The 22,510-nt window shown below is 67.4% G+C and carries 20 protein-coding genes; 5 read left to right on the top strand and 15 right to left on the bottom strand.

Annotated elements, in window-relative coordinates:
• Positions 1 to 36: 36 nt before the first annotated feature.
• From Q4S45_RS11060 to cyoA, 5 genes are read right to left on the bottom strand one after another with little or no spacing between them, the layout of a single operon-like run.
• A complete protein-coding gene (locus Q4S45_RS11060) occupies positions 37 to 807 on the bottom strand; it encodes an SURF1 family protein (protein ID WP_374046092.1) in 771 nt (256 codons plus the stop codon).
• A complete protein-coding gene (cyoD, locus tag Q4S45_RS11055; RefSeq protein ID WP_305511879.1) occupies positions 804 to 1,190 on the bottom strand; it encodes a cytochrome o ubiquinol oxidase subunit IV in 387 nt (128 codons plus the stop codon). Before cyoD ends, Q4S45_RS11060 begins: the two co-directional genes overlap by 4 nt.
• On the bottom strand, positions 1,187 to 1,822 hold the full coding sequence (cyoC, locus tag Q4S45_RS11050) for a cytochrome o ubiquinol oxidase subunit III (protein WP_305511877.1): 636 nt from the start codon (positions 1,820 to 1,822) through the stop codon (positions 1,187 to 1,189). The genes cyoD and cyoC overlap by 4 nt, the downstream gene beginning before the upstream one ends.
• Positions 1,815 to 3,818: a cytochrome o ubiquinol oxidase subunit I gene (gene cyoB, locus Q4S45_RS11045; RefSeq protein WP_305511875.1), complete on the bottom strand. Its 2,004-nt coding sequence runs from the start codon at positions 3,816 to 3,818 to the stop codon at positions 1,815 to 1,817. The genes cyoC and cyoB overlap by 8 nt, the downstream gene beginning before the upstream one ends.
• Positions 3,802 to 4,830 carry a ubiquinol oxidase subunit II gene (gene cyoA, locus Q4S45_RS11040; RefSeq protein ID WP_305511873.1) on the bottom strand — a complete coding sequence of 343 codons (1,029 nt, stop codon included), beginning with the start codon at positions 4,828 to 4,830 and terminating at the stop codon, positions 3,802 to 3,804. Before cyoA ends, cyoB begins: the two co-directional genes overlap by 17 nt.
• Positions 4,831 to 4,981: 151 nt before the next feature.
• Between cyoA and Q4S45_RS11035 the strand changes: the two genes are divergently transcribed.
• Positions 4,982 to 6,322, top strand: a complete 1,341-nt coding sequence (locus Q4S45_RS11035) for an MFS transporter (protein ID WP_305511872.1) — start codon at positions 4,982 to 4,984, stop codon at positions 6,320 to 6,322.
• Between the two features lie 189 nt (positions 6,323 to 6,511).
• On the opposite strand, the gene Q4S45_RS11030 is transcribed toward Q4S45_RS11035, so the two are convergent.
• The 4 genes from Q4S45_RS11030 to Q4S45_RS11015 form a co-directional block, all read right to left on the bottom strand.
• A complete protein-coding gene (locus tag Q4S45_RS11030) occupies positions 6,512 to 7,213 on the bottom strand; it encodes an MBL fold metallo-hydrolase (RefSeq protein ID WP_305511870.1) in 702 nt (233 codons plus the stop codon).
• Positions 7,214 to 7,280: 67 nt separating this feature from the next.
• On the bottom strand, positions 7,281 to 7,715 hold the full coding sequence (locus tag Q4S45_RS11025) for a DUF6691 family protein (RefSeq protein WP_305511868.1): 435 nt from the start codon (positions 7,713 to 7,715) through the stop codon (positions 7,281 to 7,283).
• Positions 7,716 to 7,725: 10 nt separating this feature from the next.
• Positions 7,726 to 8,154, bottom strand: a complete 429-nt coding sequence (locus Q4S45_RS11020) for a YeeE/YedE family protein (RefSeq protein ID WP_305511866.1) — start codon at positions 8,152 to 8,154, stop codon at positions 7,726 to 7,728.
• Complete coding sequence (locus Q4S45_RS11015; RefSeq protein WP_305511864.1) at positions 8,151 to 8,486, bottom strand: metalloregulator ArsR/SmtB family transcription factor; 336 nt, start codon at positions 8,484 to 8,486, stop codon at positions 8,151 to 8,153. The genes Q4S45_RS11020 and Q4S45_RS11015 overlap by 4 nt, the downstream gene beginning before the upstream one ends.
• Before the next feature lie 99 nt (positions 8,487 to 8,585).
• Between Q4S45_RS11015 and Q4S45_RS11010 the strand changes: the two genes are divergently transcribed.
• On the top strand, positions 8,586 to 8,918 hold the full coding sequence (locus tag Q4S45_RS11010; protein ID WP_305511862.1) for a TIGR01244 family sulfur transferase: 333 nt from the start codon (positions 8,586 to 8,588) through the stop codon (positions 8,916 to 8,918).
• 8 nt (positions 8,919 to 8,926) lie between these two features.
• On the opposite strand, the gene Q4S45_RS11005 is transcribed toward Q4S45_RS11010, so the two are convergent.
• The 4 genes from Q4S45_RS11005 to Q4S45_RS10990 all read right to left on the bottom strand — a co-directional run bounded on the left by Q4S45_RS11005 (position 8,927) and on the right by Q4S45_RS10990 (position 14,596).
• Complete coding sequence (locus tag Q4S45_RS11005) at positions 8,927 to 9,490, bottom strand: cytochrome b (protein WP_305511861.1); 564 nt, start codon at positions 9,488 to 9,490, stop codon at positions 8,927 to 8,929.
• Positions 9,491 to 9,544: 54 nt separating this feature from the next.
• Positions 9,545 to 10,930, bottom strand: a complete 1,386-nt coding sequence (locus tag Q4S45_RS11000) for a cytochrome C (protein WP_305511859.1) — start codon at positions 10,928 to 10,930, stop codon at positions 9,545 to 9,547.
• 114 nt (positions 10,931 to 11,044) lie between these two features.
• The gene (locus tag Q4S45_RS10995; RefSeq protein WP_305511857.1) at positions 11,045 to 13,627 is read right to left on the bottom strand and encodes a cation-translocating P-type ATPase; all 2,583 of its coding nucleotides are present in this window, start codon (positions 13,625 to 13,627) and stop codon (positions 11,045 to 11,047) included.
• Between the two features lie 15 nt (positions 13,628 to 13,642).
• Positions 13,643 to 14,596, bottom strand: coding sequence for a cation diffusion facilitator family transporter (locus Q4S45_RS10990; protein WP_305511855.1), 954 nt, complete (start codon positions 14,594 to 14,596; stop codon positions 13,643 to 13,645).
• 176 nt (positions 14,597 to 14,772) lie between these two features.
• On the opposite strand from Q4S45_RS10990, the gene Q4S45_RS10985 reads away from it, so the two are divergent.
• Together Q4S45_RS10985 and Q4S45_RS10980 are read left to right on the top strand one after the other, a co-directional pair.
• The gene (locus Q4S45_RS10985) at positions 14,773 to 16,239 is read left to right on the top strand and encodes an MFS transporter (protein ID WP_305511853.1); all 1,467 of its coding nucleotides are present in this window, start codon (positions 14,773 to 14,775) and stop codon (positions 16,237 to 16,239) included.
• Complete coding sequence (locus tag Q4S45_RS10980) at positions 16,236 to 16,793, top strand: thioredoxin domain-containing protein (protein ID WP_305511850.1); 558 nt, start codon at positions 16,236 to 16,238, stop codon at positions 16,791 to 16,793. The genes Q4S45_RS10985 and Q4S45_RS10980 overlap by 4 nt, the downstream gene beginning before the upstream one ends.
• On the opposite strand, the gene Q4S45_RS10975 is transcribed toward Q4S45_RS10980, so the two are convergent.
• Positions 16,790 to 17,551, bottom strand: a complete 762-nt coding sequence (locus Q4S45_RS10975; RefSeq protein ID WP_305511848.1) for a transporter — start codon at positions 17,549 to 17,551, stop codon at positions 16,790 to 16,792. The two genes, Q4S45_RS10980 and Q4S45_RS10975, sit on opposite strands and share 4 nt — an antisense overlap.
• A gap of 152 nt (positions 17,552 to 17,703) precedes the next feature.
• Between Q4S45_RS10975 and Q4S45_RS10970 the strand changes: the two genes are divergently transcribed.
• Positions 17,704 to 20,094: a membrane-bound PQQ-dependent dehydrogenase, glucose/quinate/shikimate family gene (locus tag Q4S45_RS10970; RefSeq protein WP_305511845.1), complete on the top strand. Its 2,391-nt coding sequence runs from the start codon at positions 17,704 to 17,706 to the stop codon at positions 20,092 to 20,094.
• Between the two features lie 369 nt (positions 20,095 to 20,463).
• Here the strand turns inward: Q4S45_RS10970 and Q4S45_RS10965 are convergent, their stop codons facing one another.
• The gene (locus tag Q4S45_RS10965) at positions 20,464 to 22,287 is read right to left on the bottom strand and encodes a S8 family serine peptidase (protein WP_305511843.1); all 1,824 of its coding nucleotides are present in this window, start codon (positions 22,285 to 22,287) and stop codon (positions 20,464 to 20,466) included.
• Between the last annotated feature and the right edge of the window lie 223 nt (positions 22,288 to 22,510).

The raw sequence follows: 22,510 nt of genomic DNA, 5'->3' as shown, positions 1-22,510 counted from the left end.
GGCGCCGCTGTCGGTGCGATCACTGTGCTTCTCCGCTCAAATTGGTCCTTCGGTTCGGCGCCCGTCGCGGGCGAACACCACGCAGCCGGCGGCCGCCATCGCGGCCAGCGCGAACCAGGTCAGCGCGTACACCAGGTGGTTGTTGTTGAAGGATATCACTGTCAGGCCGCCCACGGGAGCGCCTTCGGCCGGCGTGGCCGCGGCGTCCTGGTCGACGAAGTAGGGCGCCACCTCGGCCAGGCCGCGCGCGGCGGCGATGGCCTTGACGTCGCGCGAATACCAGCGGTCGGCGCGCGCGTCGTTATCGCGCAGGAAGCCGCCGCCGGTCTCGCTCATGCGCAGCAGGCCGGTGACGTCCTGCGTCGCGGCCGCGCCGCCGCAGCCGGCGCCGCGCCTGCCCGCATGGCGCGGCGTGGAAGCGGGCACGAAGCCGCGGTTGACCATCACGATCCCGCCGTCTTCGCTGCAGAAAGGGGTGAGCAGCCAGTAGCCGCTGCCAAGTACAGTGGACGCCTGCACCAGGGTGCCGAGCTCGTCGAGGAAGTGTCCGCGCAGGCGCAGGTGGCGATATTCGTCCTGGTCCTTGCCCAGCCGCGACCAGGAGATCGGGGCGGGAGCGGCGATGGGCGCCGCATGCACGCGCTGGTCGACGCGCGCGATCAGCGCGGTCTTCCATTGAAGCCTGAAAATTTGCCAGGTGCCCAATGCAAGGAAGCCGGCACACAGCAGCGCCATCAGCGCCGCCGCGGCCAGCTTCACGCGGGCAGAACGGGGCGCAGGCAAGCCTGCACCCTCAGGTCCGTTCATTGATGGACCATCTCCGCCGGCATCACGCCGGGGATCATGTTGTGGTTCATGTGGTACATCACCCAGAGCGAGCCGCTCAGCATGACCACCACCACCATGATCGTAAAGACCATGGCCAGCATCGACCAGCCGCCTTCGACCTTGCCGTCCATGTGCAGGAAGTAGATCATGTGAACGACCACCTGCACCGCGGCGATGCCGAGCAGGACGAAGCCCATGGTGGCGGACGAATCGATCTTCTTGCCCATCACCAGCCAGAACGGAATCGCGGTCAGGATGACGGCCAGGATGAAGCCGGTCACGTAACCCTTCAGGGTCGAGTGCGGCACATTGGCGTCGTGGTGATCGTGGTGGCCGTGGCCGTCGTTATGATGCGCGCTCATGGCAGCACTCCCATCAGGTAGACAAAGGTGAAGACGCCGATCCAGATGACGTCCAGGAAGTGCCAGAACATCGACAGGCACATCAAGCGGCGCTTGTTTTCGTGCGTCAGGCCGTGTTTATTCAGCTGGAACATCAGCGTGACCAGCCAGACGATGCCGAAGGTGACGTGCAGGCCGTGCGTGCCGACCAGCGAGAAGAACGAGGTCAGGAACGCGCTGCGCTGCGGGCCGGCGCCTTCGGCGATCATGTGATGGAACTCGAACAGCTCGATGCCGAGGAAGCCGGCGCCGAACAGGCCCGTGATCGCCAGCCACACCAGCACCAGCTTCATCTTGCCCTTTTGCATTTCGAGCATGGCGAAGCCGTAGGTGATCGACGACAGCAGCAGCAGCGTCGTGTTGACGGCCACCAGCGGCAGGTCGAACAGCTCGGAGCCGGTCGGGCCGCCGGCGTAGTTGCGGCCCAGGACCGCGTAGGCGGCGAACAGGCTGGCGAACACCAGGCAGTCGCTCATCAGGTACATCCAGAAACCGAGCAGGGTGCCGTTTTCCGGGTGGTGTTCGCGCACCCAGAAGCGCGCGCTAGGGTCGGACGGCGCGGCGCCCGAAGTATTAATGGTCATCTCAGACATGGGCATCAAGCAGTTGTGAGTAGGCGTTTTCCGTGCGGGTGACTTCGGCCGCAGGGATGTAGTAATCGCGCTTGTAGTTGAAGGTATGGACGATCGTCGAAGCGATCACGCCGATGAACGAGACGATCGCCAGCCACCAGATCTGCCAGATCAGCGCGAAGCCGACCGCGAAGCAGAACAGCGAAATGATGAAGCCTGCGCCGGTGTTCTTCGGCATGTGGATGTCGAGGAAGCCGGTGCGCGGACGCTGGTAGTTGTTCGCCTTCATGTCGGCAAAAGTGTCGTTGTCGTACACGTGCGGGGTGAACGCGAAGTTGTAGTCCGGCGGTGGCGATGAGGTCGACCACTCCAGCGTGCGGCCGCCCCATGGGTCGCCGGTCACGTCGCGCAGTTCCTTGCGGCGCAGGAAGCTGACGAAAAACTGCACCAGCATGGCGCCGATACCGCAGGCAACCAGCGCGGCGCCGATGGCGGCGATGATGAACCAGATCTGCAGCGACGGATCGTCGAAGTGGCTCATGCGGCGCGTCACGCCCATCAGGCCGAGCACGTACAGCGGCATGAAGGCGAGGTAGAAGCCGACAACCCAGCACCAGAACGAGACCTTGCCCCAGAAGACGTCGAGCTTGAAGCCGAACGCTTTCGGGAACCAGAAGTTGATCGCGGCGAACACGCCGAACACCACGCCGCCGATGATCACGTTGTGGAAGTGGGCGATCAGGAACAGCGAGTTATGCAGCACGAAGTCGGCCGATGGAACGGCCAGCAGCACGCCGGTCATGCCGCCGATGACGAAAGTAATCATGAACGCGATGGTCCACATCATCGGCAGCTCGAAGCGGATGCGGCCGCGGTACATGGTAAACAGCCAGTTGAAGATCTTCGCGCCGGTCGGGATCGAGATGATCATCGTGGTGATGCCGAAGAACGAGTTGACCGAAGCGCCCGAACCCATGGTGAAGAAGTGGTGCAGCCACACCAGGTAGGACAGGATGGTGATCACGACGGTCGCATACACCATCGAGGTGTAGCCGAACAGGCGCTTGGCGCTGAAGGTCGAGACCACTTCGGAGAACACGCCGAAGATCGGCAGCACCAGGATGTAGACCTCCGGGTGGCCCCAGATCCAGATCAGGTTCACGTACATCATGGCGTTGCCGCCAAGGTCGTTGGTGAAGAAGTGGGTGCCGACGGTGCGGTCCATCGACAGCATGGCCAGCACGGCGGTCAGGATCGGGAAGGCTGCCACGATCAGCACGTTGGTGCACAGCGCGGTCCAGGTGAACACCGGCATGCGCATCATGGACATGCCAGGGGCGCGCATCTTGACGATGGTGGCGATCAGGTTGACCCCGGAGAGCAGGGTACCTACGCCGGCAATCTGCAGCGACCAGATGTAGTAGTCGACCCCGACGTCCGGACTTTGCATGATGCCCGACAGCGGCGGATAGGCCAGCCAGCCGGTCTTGGCGTATTCGCCGACGAACAGCGAGACCATGGTCAGGCCGCCGCCGAATGCGGTCATCCAGAACGAGAAGTTGTTCAGGAACGGGAAGGCGACGTCGCGCGCGCCGATCTGCAGCGGCACGACGTAGTTCATCAGGCCCGTCACCAGCGGCATCGCGACGAAGAAGATCATGATCACGCCGTGGGCGGTGAAGACCTGGTCGTAGTGGTGCGGCGGCAGGAAGCCGGCGTTATCGCCGAACGACATGGCTTGCTGGGCGCGCATCATCAGCGCATCGGCGAAGCCGCGCAGCAGCATCACCAGGCCGAGGATGATGTACATGATGCCGATTTTCTTGTGGTCGATGCTGGTCACCCAGTCGCGCCACAACGGGCCCCACAGGCGGAACTTGGTCAGCGCGCCGAGCAGCGCGGCGCCGCCCAGTGCGACCATGGCAAAGGTCACGAGCAGGATCGGCTCGTGGTAGGGAATCGCTTCCCAGGAAAGCCGCCCGAGCAGCAGCTTCATCAGGTCAGTATGTTCTTGCATTGGTGTTCTTCACGGAAGTGGATGGCGTGGTGCAAATTTCTTTGGCCGATTCGGCCAGCATGGCAGGGGTCTTCATGACGGCCGCCGATACCGGCTTCTCGCCGTTGCGCATGGCGTCGTGAGACATCATCTGGTTCATGCACATCGAGCCTGGCTCGACGCAGCGGTTCAGGATCGCTTCGTACAGGTCGCCGGCGACGGCGTTGTAGTGGCGAACCGGCTCTTTCTCGCTCGGCTTTTCCAGCACGACGTAGGAGGCGCGGTCGAGCGCCGTGGCGCCGCCCTTGACTTCCTTGACCCAGGCGTCGAAGCCGGCCTGGTCCTTGCCGTGGAACTTGAAGCGCATGTGCGAGAAGCCGGCGCCGCTGTAGTTGGCCGAGAAACCGTCGAACACGCCCGCCTTGTTGATGACCGCGTGCAGCTTGGTCTCCATGCCCGGCATCGCGTAGATCTGGCCCGCCAGCGCGGGGATGTAGAACGAATTCATCACGTTCGACGCGGTGATCTTGAACTGGATCGGCGTATCGACCGGGGCAACCAGTTCGTTGACCGTGGCGATGCCCTGCTCAGGGTAGATGAACAGCCATTTCCAATCCAGCGCCACCACTTCCACGACCATCGGCTTGTGGTTCGCCGCCAGCGGACGCTGGGCGTCGATGCGCGAGAGCGGACGATACGGGTCGAGCACGTGGGTGCTGATCCAGGTGATCAGGCCGAGCGCGATGATGATCAGGAGCGGCGCGCCCCAGATGACCAGTTCGAGCTTGGTGGAATGATCCCAATCCGGCGTATACGTGGCCTGGGTGTTGTTTTTGCGATAGCGCCATGCGAAGATGACAATCAGGGCGATAACGGGAACGATGATCAGCAGCATCAGGGCGGTCGAGACGACCACCAGACGGGCTTCTTGTGCAGCGATATCGCCTGAGGGCTTCATGACGACCGATTCGCATGCCGAAAGCAATGCGAGGGGCGCCAGGAGCAGTAAGCGACGAACGAGTAAGTGATTCATGCGATAAATTGCGATCGTAGTAGGCGGGAGCTTGTTAGTTTATATTGTCCGGGTCCACCGCACGATTGGACAAATTGTCCTACCCTGCGGTTGGCCTTGCGATAAGCTTGAGGCGTAAGAACCACATATAACAAAGTAGGAGATGCATCGTATGACTGGCACACACATCCCATCCTCCGGAGTTCCCCACGACTTCCCGACGATCTACGACGATACACGCAGGATCAATGCGGATCACTCCGCGATCGATCCGGCCGAAATCGCCGTCGGCGTCGTCATCGGGCGCGCCTCGGAATATTTCGACTTCTTCGTCTACGCGATCGCGTCGGTGCTGGTGTTCCCGTCGGTATTTTTCCCCTTCGTCGACAGCCTGACCGGCACCTTGTATGCGTTCGCGATCTTTTCGCTTGCCTTTATTGCACGACCGATCGGCACGGCGATCTCCATGGCAATCCAGCGCCGCTACGGTCGCGAGGTGAAGCTGACCATCGCGCTGTTCCTGCTCGGAATTTCGACTGCCGGCATTGCATTCCTGCCTACTTACGCCACCCTCGGCACCAAAGCCATCCTGCTGCTCGCCCTGCTGCGTGTCGGGCAGGGCCTGGCACTGGGCGGTTCGTGGGATGGCTTGCCGTCGCTGCTCGCCCTGAATGCGCCTGAGAACCGTCGTGGATGGTACGCGATGTTGGGCCAGCTCGGCGCACCGGTGGGATTCATTATCGCCGCAAGCGTGTTCTGGTATCTGCTGTCCGACACCAGCGCTTCCGACTTCCTGGCGTGGGGCTGGCGCTACCCGTTCTACGTCGCCTTCGCCATCAACGTGGTGGCGCTGTTCGCCCGCCTGCGCCTGATCTCCACTAATGAATATGCGCACCTGCTCGAAGAACGCGAACTCGAGCCGACCCCGTTCGGCGAAATGACCCGCAACCAGGGCCGCAACGTGATCATTGGCGCGCTGGCCGCGCTGGCCAGCTATGCGCTGTTCCACGTCGTCACGGTGTTCCCGCTGTCTTGGATCCGGCTGTATTCGGCGCGCTCGGTGACCGGCTTCCTCGAAATCCAGATCTACGGCGCGGCCATTGCCGGCGTGGGCATCGTCCTGTCGGGCCTGATCGCGGACAAGCTGGGGCGCCGCAACACGCTGGGCACGCTGGCGGCCCTGATCGCGGTGTTCAGTTTCTTCGTGCCTTCGCTGATCAACAGCGGCGACGCCGGGCAGAACACCTTCATCCTGGTCGGCTTTGCGCTGCTGGGGCTGTCGTACGGCCAGGCGGCCGGCGCCGTGACGGCGAATTTCCCGGCGCGTTACCGCTATACCGGCGCGGCCTACACCTCCGACCTGTCGTGGCTGGTGGGCGCGGGCTTTGCGCCGCTGGTGGCGCTGGCGCTGGCGGCCAAGTTCGGCCTGGTGTATGTCGGCCTGTACCTGCTGTCGGGCGCGGTGTGCTCGCTGGCGGCGCTGAGCCTGAACCGGGCGCTGGAAATTAAATAAAGCCGGGGTCTGGTTCTGCGGAGCGACGGGGACGCCTAGTCCCCATTTTCAGGATCGCGCACAAAATGGGGTCAGGTTCGCAGAACCAGACCCCTTTTTTTCACGCGCCGCGGACCAGGGACTGGGGTCAGGTCCGGCGGAGCGACGGGGACGCCGAGTCCCCGGGTTTGTCGCCGGCGCGGGAGCTCGCTACCCGCCGTGCGGCAGCCCGAGGTTCTGGTTGGCCGGCACGGCGATGTCCATCAGCTTCGGCCGCGGCAAATCCAGCGCCGCCATCAGCTGCACGAACTCCTGCTTGCTGCGATTTGCCAGCCGTGCGTTGTGGCGCTTCTCCCAGCCGATGGTCGACACCGACTGTCCCTTGTAATCGTGCGCCGGCCACACCCTGGTGGCGTCGGGCAGCACGAACAGCTTGTTCATCGCGCTGTCGTACAGATCCTCGGCGCTGCCGCTCTGGAAATCGGTGCGGCCGCAGCCGTCGATCAGCAGCGTATCGCCGGTGAACACATTGCCGCGCCAGACGTAGCTCATGCTGCCGGCCGTATGCCCGGGCGTGTGCAGCACCAGGATCTGCTCGCCGTTACCGAAGCGGATCACGTCGCCGTCGGCCAGCTGCACTTCGGCCGGCGCGATGCCGCAGCCCGACGGCACCGCCGCCTTGGCGCCGGTCAGATCGCGCAGCCGGCCGGCCGAGGTCACGTGGTCGGCGTGCGCATGGGTCTCGAGGATGTAGGCCAGGTCCAGGCCCAGCCGCTTCAGGTGGTCGAGGTCGCGCCGCCAGTGGTGGTCGACCGGGTCGATGATCACCGCCGCGCTGTCGCCCGGCGCCGACAAAATATAGGTGAAGGTCGACGACGCGGCGTCGAACAGCTGGATGGGATTGATGTTCATGTCATGGGTTCTTCTATTAGCGACTTCGCGATGATATCAAGTGGCCAGCCGGCCGGCCAGCGCGCCTCTACGCCGCTTGGCTCCGGCGCGCGGCCAGTCGCTCGAACAGCTCGAAGACTCCCATGCCGGCCACCATCGCCGCAGTGAAGATCAGCGGCTTGACGCTTCCGGCAGCGAGCGAGGCGAGGGCGGGGCCGGGGCAGAAGCCGGCCAGTCCCCAGCCGGCGCCGAACACCAGGCTGCCCAGCACCAGGCGGCGGTCGATGGCGGACGCCGCCGGCAGCCGCATCGGATGGCCAAGCAGGGAGTCGGTGCGCGCGCCGGCGACGCGAAATGCGACGGCGCCGATGGCGATCGCACCGGCCATGACCAGCGCCAGCGACGGATTCCAGGCGCCGGCCAGGTCGAGAAAGCCGATCACCCTGGCCGGATCGGTCATTCCTGAGACGATCAGGCCGATGCCGAACAGCAGGCCGACGAAGGCCGCAACGATGAGGTGCATGGTGTTCTCCTTAAGCGAGCAGGTGGCGGACGACGAATACCGTGATGAAGCCGGCCAGCATGAAGGCGCCGGTGGCGGCCAGCGAACGCGGCGACAGGCGCGAGACGCCGCACACGCCGTGGCCGCTGGTGCAGCCCGATCCGTAGCGGGTGCCGACGCCCACCAGCAATCCGGCGGCAATCAGCGCGGCCGGGCCGGCGTCGATTTGCACCTGCGGCAGCGGCGCGGCGAGCGACCAGGCCAGCGGCGCCGCGGCAAGGCCGCCGATAAAGGCGAGGCGCCACGCGACGTCGCCGGGGCGCGGGCGCAGCAGGCCGCCGAGGATCCCGCTGATGCCGGCGATGCGGCCGTTGAACAGGATGAACAGCGCGGCGGCGAGGCCGATCAGCGCGCCGCCGGCCAGCGACGCCCAGGGCGTGAAGTGGTTCCAGTCGATCATGGCTTGCTCCTTTTGGTGGGTGGGCAGTACAGCGCATAGAGCACTTGCAGGACCTGCATCGCCTCGGCGCTGGCGACGCTATAGAAAATCTGCTTGCCTTCGCGCCGGGTGTGGACCAGTCCCTCTTCGCGCAGCACGCCCAGTTGCTGGGACAGGGTGGGCTGGCGGATGCCGGTCAGCGCTTCCAGCTGGCCGACCGGCAGTTCTCCCTGCGCCAGCTGGCACAGCAGCAGCAGCCGGTCCGGATTGGCCAGCACCTTCAGCAAGCCGCAAGCCTGCGCGGCCGCAGCCTGCATGGCGGCGGGGTCGAATGGTTCGGAATCTGTGGTCATGGCGCGCCCGGATCGGAGAATTTTTTCATTATATGTCATTACATTATATTTTCAAATATAATGTCGGCGAAGCCCAACGATCAATGGAGAGGAACCGGTATGAAGATCGACCAACTGACCGACGCGCTGTCGGTATCGGCGCAGCTCAACCCTGAAGACCTGGCCGATTGCCGCGGCCGCGGCTTTCGCAGCATCGTCTGCGTCCGGCCGGATGGCGAGGCGGCCGGCCAGCCGGCGTTCGCGCTGATCGCGGCGCAGGCACGCGAGCTGGGGCTGCGGACGCAGCACCTGCCGGTGGTCGCCGGCGCCATTTCGCAAGCCGATGTCAGGCTGTTCGCGGCGCTGCTGGCCGATTTGCCCAAGCCCATCCTGGCCTACTGCGGAACGGGCAAGCGCGCGTCGACGCTGTGGGCGATGACGCATGCGCAATGAAGCGAGTCCTAACGTTTCGGCCGCAGCGGCAGCCAGCGCGGCAGCATCGATACCAGCACGCCGTCCCCGGCAATGAAGTGATGGTATAGCGCGGCGCCGGCGTGCAGCCCGGCGAGCCACATGATCGCATCGCCCAGCCAGCCGTGCGTTTCGGCGAGCACCTCGCCGATGCCGTGCGATGGCGCGAAGGGCGGGGCGATCTGCAGGCCGCCCAGCAAAGTGAGCGGATGGCCTTCGAGCCAGGCGCCCGCAATCGCCGTCAGCGGCAGCGCGAACAGCAGCACGTACAGCGCGTACTGCACCAGCGCCGCCGCCACGCCCATCCACTTTGCCACCGGAACCGGCTGCGGCCGCGGCGCCACCGCGCGCCAAACCATGCGCAGCAGGGCGAGCACGAACACGCACAGGCCCAGCGTTTCGTGAAGCTGGCGGCCGGCGTCGCGCCCCGGCTGATACACGCGCAGCTCGTCGCCACCCGGGCCGAGGATGAAGGCGGCAAGCACCAGGATTGCGGTGAGCCAGTGGAAGGTTTGGGCCATCGCGCCGTAACGCTCGTTCACCGGGATCTGCATGCAAGCGCTCCAAAAAAGGTGGTTGCCCGCAGCCCTTCAGGCGCTACGGCATCGTCAGTAGGCAGCCCACAGGTAGACGAACAGCGTGTTGTTGCCGGCGGCATTGCGGCCGGCGCCGTCGTAATTGGTGGACGCGCCATTGTAGCGGGTGAACCGAAAATATTGCGCCCCGATCCGCACGTGCTGTTCGGGTGTCCAGAACACTTCGGGAATCCAGCCGCGGGTGTCGGGGCGGTTTGTGCGGCTGCCGTTGATTGCGATCGGCGTCAGGTTGCCGGCGCCGTCGTCCTGCAGGCCGGGGTAGAGGGTGTCGTCGGCCGACCCCGATGTGTTAAAGAAAGTGAGTCCGGCGCCGAGTTTGGCGCGATAGATGTAGCTGCCCTTCATGCGCAACTGGCGCAGCGTATCGGAGGCATTGCTGGCAATGCCGGCAAGGTCGCCGCCGCGGATGCGCTCGCGCACGTAGCTCAGTTGCGCAGTGGCCGTGTGCATCTCCCCGAGATACTGGTATTGGGCGTCGATGCCCGTGTCCCGGTAGCGCGTGGTGGGCCCGGCCGATATCGCCGGGTCCTGGTACACGTCGGCGTGGAGCCCGAACAAGCCGATCATGGCATTGTGCCGGCCCCAGTCATGCGTCAGCGCCACGCGGTAGTACGGACTGGTGCCGCGCAGGCGCGTCTCGACCGGGTTGCCTTCCGCGAGAATCGATAGCGGCCCGCGGGTGGTCTGGTAGCCGGCCAGCTCCGCGTAGACCGTGTCGGCCCACAGCGTATAGGCGCCGAGGCCTGCCACCTGCTGTCCCAGTTGCGCCACGATCGGCTGCGCGGCAGGCCCGGTGAAGCCGAATCCGGTCGGCACATACTGGATCCACGCCGGCGCGGTGTTCCACAGGTCGGACACGGTGGGGTTGTTGTTGAGCGTGATTCCGCCAACCCAGTCATGGCCGCCGCGAGACCAGCGGGTCGCGTAGCGCAGGTCGATGTTGTCGGCGTGCGAATGGCCCTTCCACTTCAAGGTGACCGGGTCCTGGCTCGCGTAGTTGTCGTAGGTGACCTGGGCGAACAGGCCGAGCTTGTCGGTGATTTTGCCGCCGAACAGGACGCTGCCGGTCTGGAACAGCGCGACGGCGTCCTTGGCGAAATCGACCGATGGCTGCTCGCTGACCGTGTTCTTCGTGCTGGTGAAGCTGGCCACCGCCATCAGCGCGACCGGCACGGCGGCGCGCTGGCCCAGCGTGTAGCCGGTCAGCTTGAAGGTGCGGCCGAATGGAGTCAGTTCCGGGAACTGGCCGCCGGCGTGGCAGGTAGCGCATTGCTGGCCGGTTTGGCGGGCGAACACCGGCATCGCATGCGCGGAGGAGAGCAAGGCCTGCAGCAACAGCAGCGCGAACCCGATGCGCTGCGCAAGGTTGCGAAGTGTGCTAGTTCCGGGCGTTGTCATTGGAGTCTTCCCGAAAGTGAAGCGCCAGGCGCGGCGCCCCCCGGATTTCATACTAGACCTTTTCGGTACGGGGATCGCGCGCCGCACGATAGCTGTGGCGGCGATCCGACAAGGTCAATGCCGCGGCCGCCTGTGCTGAAACGGCTGCTGCAGCCGCTTGACGGCGAGGAACCACCAGGTGGCGAGTGCGGCGACGCCGGCCGCGGCGAGCAGCCACTCCCATCCCGGCTGGCCGAAGGAAAACAGGCGCGCCAGCGGCGCCACGAACAGCACGGCGAGGAGCAGCGCGAGCGCCGCGCCGGCGATCCAGCTGAAGTAGCGATTGAGGCCCGCCGCGCGTTCGCCGGTCCGGGCGCCGAACTGCCAGTGGCGGTTGGCGTGGATCAGGCCGATGTTCGACAGCACCAGCGCGGTGAAGGTGACCGCGCGCGCCAGGTCGTTGGACCCGGTGTGGCGCAGCGCCAGCGCATGCACGGCGAACAGCGCAAGCAGCAGGCCGCCGCCTTGCGCCAGGCCGCGCAGCAGGATCTCCCAGTCGAACAGGCGGGCGTCGGCCGCGCGCGGCGCAGCCTTCATGGCGCCGGCCTCGATCGGTTCGGCCTCGAACACCACCGAGCACGCCGGGTCGATGATCAGTTGCAGGAACAGGATGTGCACCGGCATCAGCAGCATCGGCCAGCCCAGCATCACCGGCGCCAGCGACAGTCCGACGATCGGCACGTGCACCGCGACGACGAAGGCGATCGCCTTGCGCAGGTTGGCGAACACGCGGCGGCCGTGGCGCACGGCCAGCACCAGCGAGGCGAAATCGTCGTTGACCAGCACCAGGTCGGCCGCTTCGCGCGCGACATCGGTGCCGCGCGCGCCCATCGCCACGCCGATGTGGGCCGCCTTCAACGCCGGCGCGTCGTTGACGCCGTCGCCGGTCATCGCCACGATGTCGCCGCGCGCGCGGAAGGCCTGCACCAGCCGCAGCTTCTGCTCCGGCCGAACGCGGCAGAACACATGCGTGTGCCCCAGCCGCGCGGCCAGCGCGGCGTCGTCGAGCAGATCGAGCTCGGCGCCGGTCACCGGAGCGCCGTCCGTCGCCAGGCCGGCCGCGCGCGCGATCGCCGTCGCGGTGGCCGGGTGGTCGCCGGTGATCATCACCACGCGGATGCCGGCGTCGCGGCATTCGGCGATGGCCGGAGGCACGTCCGGCCGCACCGGGTCCTGCAGCCCGACCAGGCCGAGAAAGGCGAACTCGAAATCGTGCTGGATGCCGGGCAGGCGCAGCGCGGCGGGAAAGGTGGCGCGCGCCACACCAAGCACGCGCAGGCCGTCGGCGGCCATCGCGGCCACTTGCGCGGCGATGCGCTGCGCCGCCTGGGCGTCGAGGTGGCACAGGTCCACGATGGCTTCGGGCGCGCCTTTCGCGGCGATCATCAGCTCCTGTTCGTCGGGCGACTCCCACACGCGCGACATCGCCAGCATCTCGCGCGACAGCGGATAGTCCTCGACCAGCCGCCAGTCGGCGTGCAGGTGCTCGGTGTCGGCCAGCAGGCGCGCGCCGGCTTCGCCGATGGCCGACTCCATCGGATCGAAGGCGCGCCGGTGGCTGGCCAGCACGGCGTATTCGAGCAGGCCGTGCAGCTCTTCCTGCAACGCCGCCGCAGAAGGACTGGGGGCAGGTCCGGCGGACCTGACCCCGGGTTTGTCGCCGCCGCATGAAATTTGGGCCGCGTCGTACTCTGCCTGCGCGTTCCACAGGCGGCGCAGCGCCATGCGGTTGGCGGTCAGCGTGCCGGTCTTGTCCACGCACAGCACGGTTGCCGCGCCGAGCAGCTCGATGGCGGGGATGGAGTGCGCCAGCACGTGCTCGCGCGCCAGGCGCCACGCGCCCAGGCCGAGGAACAGCGTCAGCACGACCGGAAGCTCCTCGGGCAGGATCGCCATCGCCAGCGTCAGCCCGGCCAGCAGGCCGCCCAGCCAGTCGCCGCGCAGCGCCCACCACGCCAGCGCAAGGATGGCCGCCAGCGCCATGCCGCCGAGCGCGACGCGCTTGACGATGACGCGCGTCTCGTCCTGGATCGGCGTGTTCTCGGCGCCCAGCGCAGACAGCGACGCGCCGATGCGTCCCAGCGCGCTGCGCTCGCCGGTGGCGGTCACGCGCGCGCGCGCCGTGCCTTGCGTGACCAGCGTGCCGGAAAACGCCGCGTCGCCTCGCGACTGCTTGAGCACCGGCTCCGACTCACCGGTCAGCATGGATTCATCGACCGTCAGGTTGGCCACCTCGGTCAGGACCACGTCGGCCGGCACGCGGTCGCCCTCGGCCAGCAGCACGATGTCGCCGCAGACCAGTTCGCGGCCGGGGATGCGGCGTTGCTGGCCATCTCGCAGCACCAGCGCGCGGGGGCTGGACAGGTCGCGCAAGGCTTCCAGCGAGCGCTCGGTGCGTCGCTGCTGGAAAAAGGTGATGGCCATGACGATGAACACGAAGCCGAGCAGCATCAGCGCTTCGCCGCGGTCGCCCAGCACCAGGTACACGGCGCCGCAGGCGACCAGCAGCAGGAACATCGGTTCGGCCACAATATCGCGCAGCAGCCGCAGCACGCTGCGCGGGCGCGAGCGCGGCAGCTCGTTGGCGCCGTCCGCGAGCAGGCGCCGGCGCGCTTCGTCTTCGCTCAGGCCATCGTCTTGCAGGGCGGGATCCGGCATGATGGCCTCATCGTTCTAGGCGGAGGACGAAGCGGCCACCGCGCGGTGGTCCAGGTCGTCCCGGCGCCAGGGATCGACGTGCGTCATCAGGTTCAGCACCCGGTGCCGCTGCAGCACGCGCTGGCGCGCCGCGACCGCGATCGCATGGCCGTCTTCGACCGTCAGGGCGGCATCGACTTCGAGGTGCACGTCCACCACGATCATGTCGCCCATCTTGCGGGTACGGATGTCGTGCACGCCCTTCACGCCCGGCGTGTCCACCAGCGTTGCGCGGATCGCCTCGACTTCGCGCTCGTCGACGGCGCGGTCCATCAGGTCGTGCAGCGCGTCCCAGCCGAAGCTCCAGCCCATCTTGCCGATCATGAAGCCGACGATCAGCGCGGCGATCGGGTCGAGGATCGGGTAGCCGGCCAGGTTGCCGGCGATGCCGATGCCAACCACCAGCGAGGAGGCGGCGTCCGAGCGCGCGTGCCAGGCGTTGGCCACCAGCATGCTCGACTTGACGCGCTTGGCGATGGCGATCATGTAGCGGAACAGGGATTCCTTGGCGACCAGCGCGGCGCCGGCGACCCACAGCGCCACCGCATGCACCTGCGGCACGCTGGCGGGCGACTGCAGCTTGACGAAGGCCGACCACAGCATACCCACGCCGACGGCCAGCAGCAGGGCGCCGAGCACCAGCGACGCGGCGGTCTCGAAGCGCTGGTGGCCGTACGGGTGGTCCTCGTCGGCGTCTTTCTTGCTGTGATGGCCGGCGATCAGCACGACGAAGTCGGCCACCAGGTCGGACAGCGAATGGATGCCGTCGGCGATCAGGCCCTGCGATTTCGAGAATACGCCCACGCCGATCTGCAGGGCCGACAGCGCGATATTGACGGCCACGCTGACCCAGGTGCTGCGCGAAGCGGCGGCGGCGCGCGCGGCCTGGGTGGCCGGACTGTCTTCGTGATCGTCGTGTTCGAAATTCATGCGCTGCTGTCTTTGCGAAAATGGTGAAAGTGATATTTTAACTTGTTCGGGCCATCAAAAATGGGGTCAGGTCCGCGGGACCAGACCCCGGCTCCGTCCGGCATCGTGGTCTGGTCCCGCGGACCTGACCCCATCCTGAGCGCGCACGCCGGCAGAATCGTGCTGTTTCACCTATCATGAAGCATTCGAGCCCGATCACCTTCCTCCCGATGAGTTCCGCGCTGCCTCCCGCCTGCGACCGCGCCCTGGCCGAAGCGATGCCATGCACGCACGCGCCGGCCGGCGGCGGCGCCACGCGCATACTCATCACCACCATCCTTGCGTCCAGCCTGGCCTTCATCGACGGCTCGGTCGTCAACGTCGGCCTGCCCGCCATCGGACGCAGCCTGCAGGCCCACGGCGCCGGGCTGTCTTGGATCGTCAACGGCTACCTGCTGCCGCTGTCGGCGCTGCTGCTGCTCGGGGGCGCCGCCGGCGACCGCTTCGGCCGCAAACGCGTCCTGCTGCTCGGCGTGGCGCTGTTCGCGCTGGCCTCGCTGCTGTGCGCCGCCGCCGGCAGCCTGGCCTGGCTGGTCGCCGGGCGCGTGCTGCAAGGCTGCGGCGCGGCGATGCTGATGCCGTCCAGCCTGGCGATCCTCGGCGCCAGCTTCGCCGGCGAAGCGCGCGGCAAAGCGGTCGGCATCTGGGCAGCGGTGGGCGCGGCCGGCGGCGCCATCGCGCCGCTGCTCGGCGGCCAACTAATCGACCTGTTCGGCTGGCGCGCGATTTTCCTGATCAACCTGCCGATCGCCGCGCTCACCGTGTGGCTCGGCGCGCGCTCGCTGCCGGCCGACCCTACGCACGCCAGCCAGCCGCTGGACCTGGCCGGCGCGGCGCTGGCGAGCATCGGCCTGGCCAGCCTGACCTGGGGCCTGACGTCGGCGTCGGCCGCGGCGAGCGTCAGCGGCGCGGCGCTTGCCGCGATGGGCGCCGGCCTGGCGGTGCTGGCGGCGTTCCTGTTCGCCGAAGCGCGCGCCGGCGAAGGCGCGATGCTGCCGCTCGGCCTGTTCGCATCGCCCAGCTTCGTCGGCCTGAACCTGCTGACCTTCCTGCTCTACGGCGCCCTGGGCGCGCTGCTGGTCGCGCTGCCGTTCGTGCTGATCGAGGCGGGCGGCTATTCGGCCACGGCGGCCGGCGCCGCCTTGCTGCCGCTGCCGATCGTGATCGCGCTCGGCTCCTCGGCCATGGGCAAGCTGGCGGCGCGCACCGGCCCGCGCCTGCCGCTGTCGGTCGCGCCGCTGGTGGTCGCCTGCGGATTCTTTCTCGCGACGCGCATCGGCGAGGGCGGCGCATACTGGAGCACCACGCTGCCGGCGCTGCTGCTCATTTCGCTGGGCATGGCCGGCGCCGTCGCGCCGCTGACGACCGCGGTGCTGGCCGGTGTCGATGCGAAGCACACGGGCGTCGCGTCCGGCTTCAACAGCGCGGTGGCGCGTTCGGGCGGCCTGGTGGCGACGTCGCTGCTGGGATTGCTGCTGGCGGCGCGCGGCGTGCAACTGGAGGCGGCGTTCCGGCTGGTGGCGGTGGCGTCGGGCGTGGCGGCGCTGGCGGCGGCCGGCTGCGCCTTTGCCTGGCTCGGTACAGTAAAGGAGGGTGCAATATGAACGACGAGATTGACGACAACGGCGACCCGGTCCACCCCGCGGGCCTGCCGGGCAGCGAGCACGAAGCCGGCAGCGTGTATTCGCCGGTGACCCTGGTGGAATACGGCGATTACGAGTGTCCGCGCTGCATGCAGGCCCAGCTGGAGGTGAAGCACCTGCTCGATGCGTTCGGCGAGCAGATCCGCTTCGTGTTCCGCCACTTTCCCGATGGGGCTGCGCACCCCCATGCCGAGCTGGCGGCCGAGGCGTCCGAGGCAGCGGCGGCGCAGGGCAAGTTCTGGGAGATGCACGAATTGCTGTTTCGCCAGACCATGCACATGTCGCAGGCGGGCATCATGCGCGACGCCGAAGCGATCGAGCTGGACATGACGCGTTTCCGGGCCGAGCTGGCCGACCACGTCTACCTGCAGCGGGTGCGCGAACACCACGCCGCGGGCGTCCGCCTCGGCTTGCGCGGCACGCCGAGCTTCTTCCTCAACGATGTGCCGATCGACGTGTCGTTCAGCCTGGAAACGCTGGAAAAAGCTGTGCGCTTCGCGTTGACCGAGCCCTAGCGGAACTGCGTCAGCGGCACCACCAGCCCGGAGAACAGCGACCATTCGGGCGTCGCCGACGTCAATCCGTGCGCCACGCCGAAGTCGATGGTCAGGCGTTTGGTCGGACTCCAGGCCGCCGCCAGCAGCACCTGGGCGGTGCGCTCGGCGCCGGCGCGGCGGGTGCCGGACAACTCCGCCGTCGCGGCCCATTGCCCGGATACCGGAACGGAAAACGAGGCCGACAGGCCGTACTGGTTGCGGCTGGCGCCTTCTTCCTGCGCGCCCAGGCGCGTCAGGTTGGCGTTGGCGTCCATGTGGACCTTGCCGATGTCATGGCTGTAGATGGTGTTGACCGTGTAGTCGGCCTTGCCGCTGCCGATGCTGTCTTTGGCGGTCGGCAGCTTGGCGCCGAACTCGAGGCCGAACGCCGTGGCGCTGTCGATGACGAAGGCGCGCTTGAGAGTGATCTGGGTGTCGCCCAGCCCGCGTGCGCGCGTGCCGTCGGCGTCGCGCGAGGACACGTAGGCGTCGCCGCCGAACAACACGCCCCACTGCTCGGAGAACGCCAGCTTGAACAGCACCGGCATGCTGTCGCGCCGCTCGCCGTGACCGCGCGCGTCCAGGAAGCCGGCCTCATATTCGAGCTGGCCCACGGCGGGCAGTTGCGCCGGCGTGGAGACGGAAGGGCGGTAGGGCGTGACCGCGGCGGTTTCGTCGGCGAGGGCGCTGCCGGCGATGCCCGCCAGCAGCACGGCGAAGGAAAGGCGGTGCTTCATGATTGTTCCTGTCGATTTCTGTTGCGCCCGATTATAGGGCGTTCCGCGAACCGCAATGGTTACGACTCGGAGAGGCAAACGCTGAAATAGCGCGAACGAAATGGGGCGCGGCGGCGTCAAACGCATGGGCAGAAAAATAAAAGGAGCCGCCGATGCATCCCGATTCGCGTTCCCCGCTGATTGCGGGCACCGGTGCGCTGCTGGCGATCCTCGGCGTCGGCATTGCGCTGGCAGGCGCCTGGCTGATCGCGCTCGGCGGCAGCGCCTACTACCTTGCGGCTGGCATTCTGATGTGCGCCGGCGGCGCGCTGGTGCTGGCCCGCTCGGCTGCCGCGCTGGGCGCCCATGCGCTGCTGCTTGGCGGCACGCTGGCGTGGGCACTGTGGGAAAGCGGCCTGGACTGGTGGCCGCTGACGGCGCGCCTCGACTTGCCGTTCGTCATCGGCTTGCTGCTGATATCGCCCTGGGTGCGGCGCGGCCTGGACCGCCCCGGCGCCCCCTCGCTGCGCAGCGCCTCCGCGCTGGCGTTGTGCGCCGTGCTGGCGGCGTGCGTGGTGGCGGGCGGCGTGGCGCTGACGCGCGACCCGTACGACATCGCCGGCGCCTTGCCGGCAGCGCCGGCCGTCGCCCGGCAGAATGACGCCGCCGCGCAGGCGGTGCCGCCCGGCGAATGGCGCGCTTACGGCCGCACTGCCTACGGCCAGCGCTATTCGCCGCTTGCCGACATTACCCCGGCAAATGTCGGCGCTTTGCGCGAAGCGTGGCGCTACCGCAGCGGCGACCTGCGCGGCAGGCCGGGCGACCCGGCGGAAACGACATTCGAAGTCACGCCGCTGAAGGCCGGCCGGCGCCTGTACCTGTGCACGCCGCACCAGTCGGTGGTGGCGCTCGACGCCACCAGCGGCGTCCAGCTGTGGCGCCGCGACATCCAGTTGCCGGCGGGGCTGGCGCTGCAGCACCTGACTTGCCGCGGGCTGTCGTACCAGCCGCCGTCCTCGGAACCGGTGGCCGGCGGCGGGTGCGCAGCCAAATTGTTCATGCCCACCGCCGACGGGCGCCTGCTGGCGTTGGACGCCGAAAACGGCGAGCCGTGCGCCAAATTCGGCGGCAAGGGCGAGATCGACCTGTGGGCAAACATGCCGAACCGCCGGCCCGGCGCATATTATTCGACCTCGCCGGTGGTGGTGACCAGCAAGCTGGTGATCGTTGGCGGCACGGTGCTCGACAACGTCTCGACCAGCGAAGCGTCGGGCGTGATCCGCGCGTTCGACATCGACACCGGCGCGCTGGTGTGGAACTGGGACTCGGCCAATCCGGACGACACCGCGCCGATCGGCGCCGGCCGCCAGTACACGGCCAATTCGCCCAACAGCTGGTCGATCGCCAGCGTGGACGAAACGCTCGGCATGGTCTACCTCCCGATGGGCAACCAGCCGCCCGACCAGTGGGGTGGCAGGCGCAGCGCCGCGGTGGAAAAATATTCGTCGTCGGTGGTCGCGCTCGACCTCGCCACCGGCAAGGTGCGCTGGGTGTTCCAGACCGTGCACCACGACCTGTGGGACTACGACGTGCCGGCGCAGCCGACGCTGGTTGACCTGGCGCTGGGCGGCGCCGCGGTGCCCGCGCTGGTGCAGCCGACCAAGCAGGGAGAATTGTTCGTGCTGGACCGGCGCACCGGCAAGCCGGTCGTGCCGGTGGCCGAAGTCCCGGCGCCGCAGGGGGCCGCCGAGGGCGACCGCAGCGCGCCGACCCAGCCGATGTCGCAGCTGTCGTTCGATCCGCCGCGCCTGGCGGGACGCGACATGTGGGGCGCCACCATGCTCGACCAGCTGGCCTGCCGCATCGCGTTGCAGCGCGTGCGCTACGACGGCCGCTTCACGCCGCCTTCGGTCCGCGGCTCGCTGATCCATCCGGGCAATTTTGGCGTGTTCAACTGGGGCGGGGTGGCGGTCGATCCGCAGCGCCAGATTGCGTTCGCCACGCCGGTGTACCTCGCGTTCATTTCGACGCTGGTGCCGCGGCCGGACGACAAGGCGCTGCTGGTGCAGCAAGGCGGTTCGCCGAAAGGCAGCCTGCCGGCCCTGAACGAGAACTTCGGCGCGCCGTTCGCGGTGAAGCTGCATCCCTTCGTCTCGCCGCTGGGGATTCCCTGCCAGGCGCCGCCCTGGGGGTACGTTGCCGGCGTGGACCTGGCCGCCGGCAAGATCGTGTGGAAGCACCGCAACGGCACCGTGCGCGACCTGTCGCCGCTGCCGCTGCCGTTCCGGATGGGCGTGCCCAGCCTGGGCGGGGCGGTGGTCACCGGCGGCGGCGTCGCCTTCCTGTCCGGCACGCTGGACAACTACGTGCGCGGCTACGACGTCACCACAGGTCGCCAGCTGTGGGAAAGCCGGCTGCCGGCGGGAGGGCAGGCCACGCCGATGACCTACACCGGCGCCGACGGACGCCAGTACCTGGTGGTGGCCGTCGGCGGACACGGCTCGACCAACACCCGCGCCGGCGATTACGTGATCGCCTACGCGCTGCCGAAGAAAATCCCATAATTATGGTTTTTATAGCAAGATTAATATTGTTGAACTTTACCCACAGATTCTGTGGGTAAAACAGGTATCTGTTTGGTGCGTTCCCTAGTACGGCCGACCTATTTATCGGCGTGCTCAAGAAAGTGGCAGCCGGCACGAAAATGTGGGCGGGATCTGAGTTAGCCCGTCATACCTGCGGAGGCAGGTACCCATGCTGAGCGTGCTTTAGCTCATCGAGATGCTCAGCATGGATGCCCGCCTGCGCGGGCACGACGGTTTTTCGGCCGCCGAACATGAGTCCGCCGGCCCGTGCCGCACTGGAAACGGGTAGAAAAAATGGGCGACGGCATTGCTGTGCGTCGCCCATCGAGGCTTGCTAGCGCGTGGCGCTTATCGCGTGACGTTCACCGTCACCGACACGCTCGACGTGTTGCCGGCGGCGTCTTTCGCCACGGCCTTGATGGTGTGCGCGCCGGTCGCGGCGCGGCTGGTGCGCCAGCTGTAGGCCAGCGCGCCGCCCTTGCCGGTGGCGACCAGCGCGTTGTCGATGTACAGCGACTCGCTGATGCCGGCGGCGCCGCTGTTGTCGCTGGCGCTGACGTTGACCGACACCGTGCCGCTGACCGTGCCGGCGGTAGGGTTGTCGATCTTCACCACTGGCGGCGTCGTGTCCTTGGCCGGCGGCGTGGTGGTGTTGGCCACGTTGACCGCTACCGGCGCCGACGCGGTGGCGTTGCCTGCCTTGTCGAACGCGGTCGCCACCAGCGTGTTCATGCCGTTGGCCACGTTGGCCGAATTCCAGCTGAAGCTGAACGGGCTGGCGCTGTCGGTGCCGACCACGGTGCCGTTCGCTTTCAGTTCCACATGGTCCACGCCGACGTTGTCGCTGGCGGCCACGTTGACCGTCACGATGCCGCTGACCGTGGAACTGGCCGCCGGCGAGGTGATGGCCGAGGTGGGAGCCTGGGTGTCGGCCGGCGGCGGCGGCGCCGTGCGCACGGCATTGACGGCCGCGGCGGCGTTCACCCGGCCGTAGCCGAAGTTCGCGTCGCGCCCGGCGGGGCCGAGGTCCACCGCGGTCGAGTACAGAGCCTGCTCGATCTTCGCGCCGTCCAGCGCCGGATTGGCCGCCATCATCAGCGCCGCCACGCCCGCCGCGACCGGGCTGGCGAACGAGGTGCCGTTCCAGCCCTGGTAGATGCCGCCCTTGGAGGTGGTCCAGATGTTCTCGCCGGGCGCGGCCAGCGAGACGAACGAGCCGTAGCTCGACCAGCTGGCCTTGTTGTCGTTCGCGTCGGTGGCCGAGATCGCGATCAGGCTGGTGGTCGGCGTGATGTTCTCGTCCACGCCGTTGTTGCCGGCCGAGACGAACACCAGGCCGCCCTTGCTCTTCATGTAGTTCGCCGCGCTCTGGATGGTGGCGCTTCCCGCCAGCGGACCGTAGCTGACGTTGGCGATGCGCGCGCCGTGGTCGGCGGCCCAGGTGATGCCGTCGGCGATCGTGCTGGTGTAGGCGTAGCAACCGCCGCTGGCGCTGTCGAAGTAGGCGACGCGGATCGGCATGATCTTCGCCTGGCCCGCGACGCCGGCCACACCGGCGCCGTTGTTCGTGCGCGCCGCGGCCGAGCCGGCGACGGCGGTGCCGTGGCCGCACACGTCCGAGGTGTCGGTGTTATTGCTGTACATGTTGTAGCCGGCCACCAGGTTCGGCGCCAGGTCCGGGTGCGCGCCGTCCACGCCCGAATCGAGAATGGCGATCGTCACACCGGCGCCCTGGGTGATGTCCCACGCGGTGCTGGCGCCGATTTTCGGAATGTGCCACTCGCTGCCGATGTAGGGATCGGTCACCGCCATCGTGCTCCTGACGCGGCGGTCCAGCTCGACGTGGCGCAGCGCCGGGTTGCGGCGCAGCTGTTCGACCACGTCCACTTCCGACACGCCCGCCGGCAGTTCCACCACGTGCAGGTTCGACTGGCCGATCTTGCGGCGCTTGCCGCCGTGGACCTTGAGGATTTTTTCGAGGTCGTCGCCCGCCAGGCCGGCGCGCGCTTCGACCAGGATGCGGCCGCGTGCGTACTGGTTGACGCCGTCCGTGAAGTCGGCCGCGCCGGCGCTGCCGATCATGGCGGCCAGCGCGGCGCCCAAGGCGAGCGCGAGCGGGCGCAGGCCGGTGCAGGTGCTGACGGAACCTGGAATCAATGGAAATCTCTTCATGCGTGAGCGTCCAATCTGAAAGGGAGGGATGGCGAAGCGCTTCGCCGGGACGGGCTTGAAAACTGCGGGAAAGCGGATAGTAATGGCGTGGGAAAACTGCCGCAAGTCACTAATTTCCCGGAATAAATTGAACAGTGGGCCTGTTCGGCGGCCCAAAAACGTTTGTCTGTGCATTCGAACAAACGTCGGTAGTACTTTGCTCAGATGAGGCGGCGTGATCGCA

Source organism: Massilia sp. R2A-15 (assembly GCF_030704305.1).
Taxonomy (GTDB): domain Bacteria; phylum Pseudomonadota; class Gammaproteobacteria; order Burkholderiales; family Burkholderiaceae_D; genus JAFCUW01.
The sequence above is the reverse complement of the archived record's forward strand: the minus strand, read 5'-3'. Positions and strand labels throughout refer to the sequence as shown.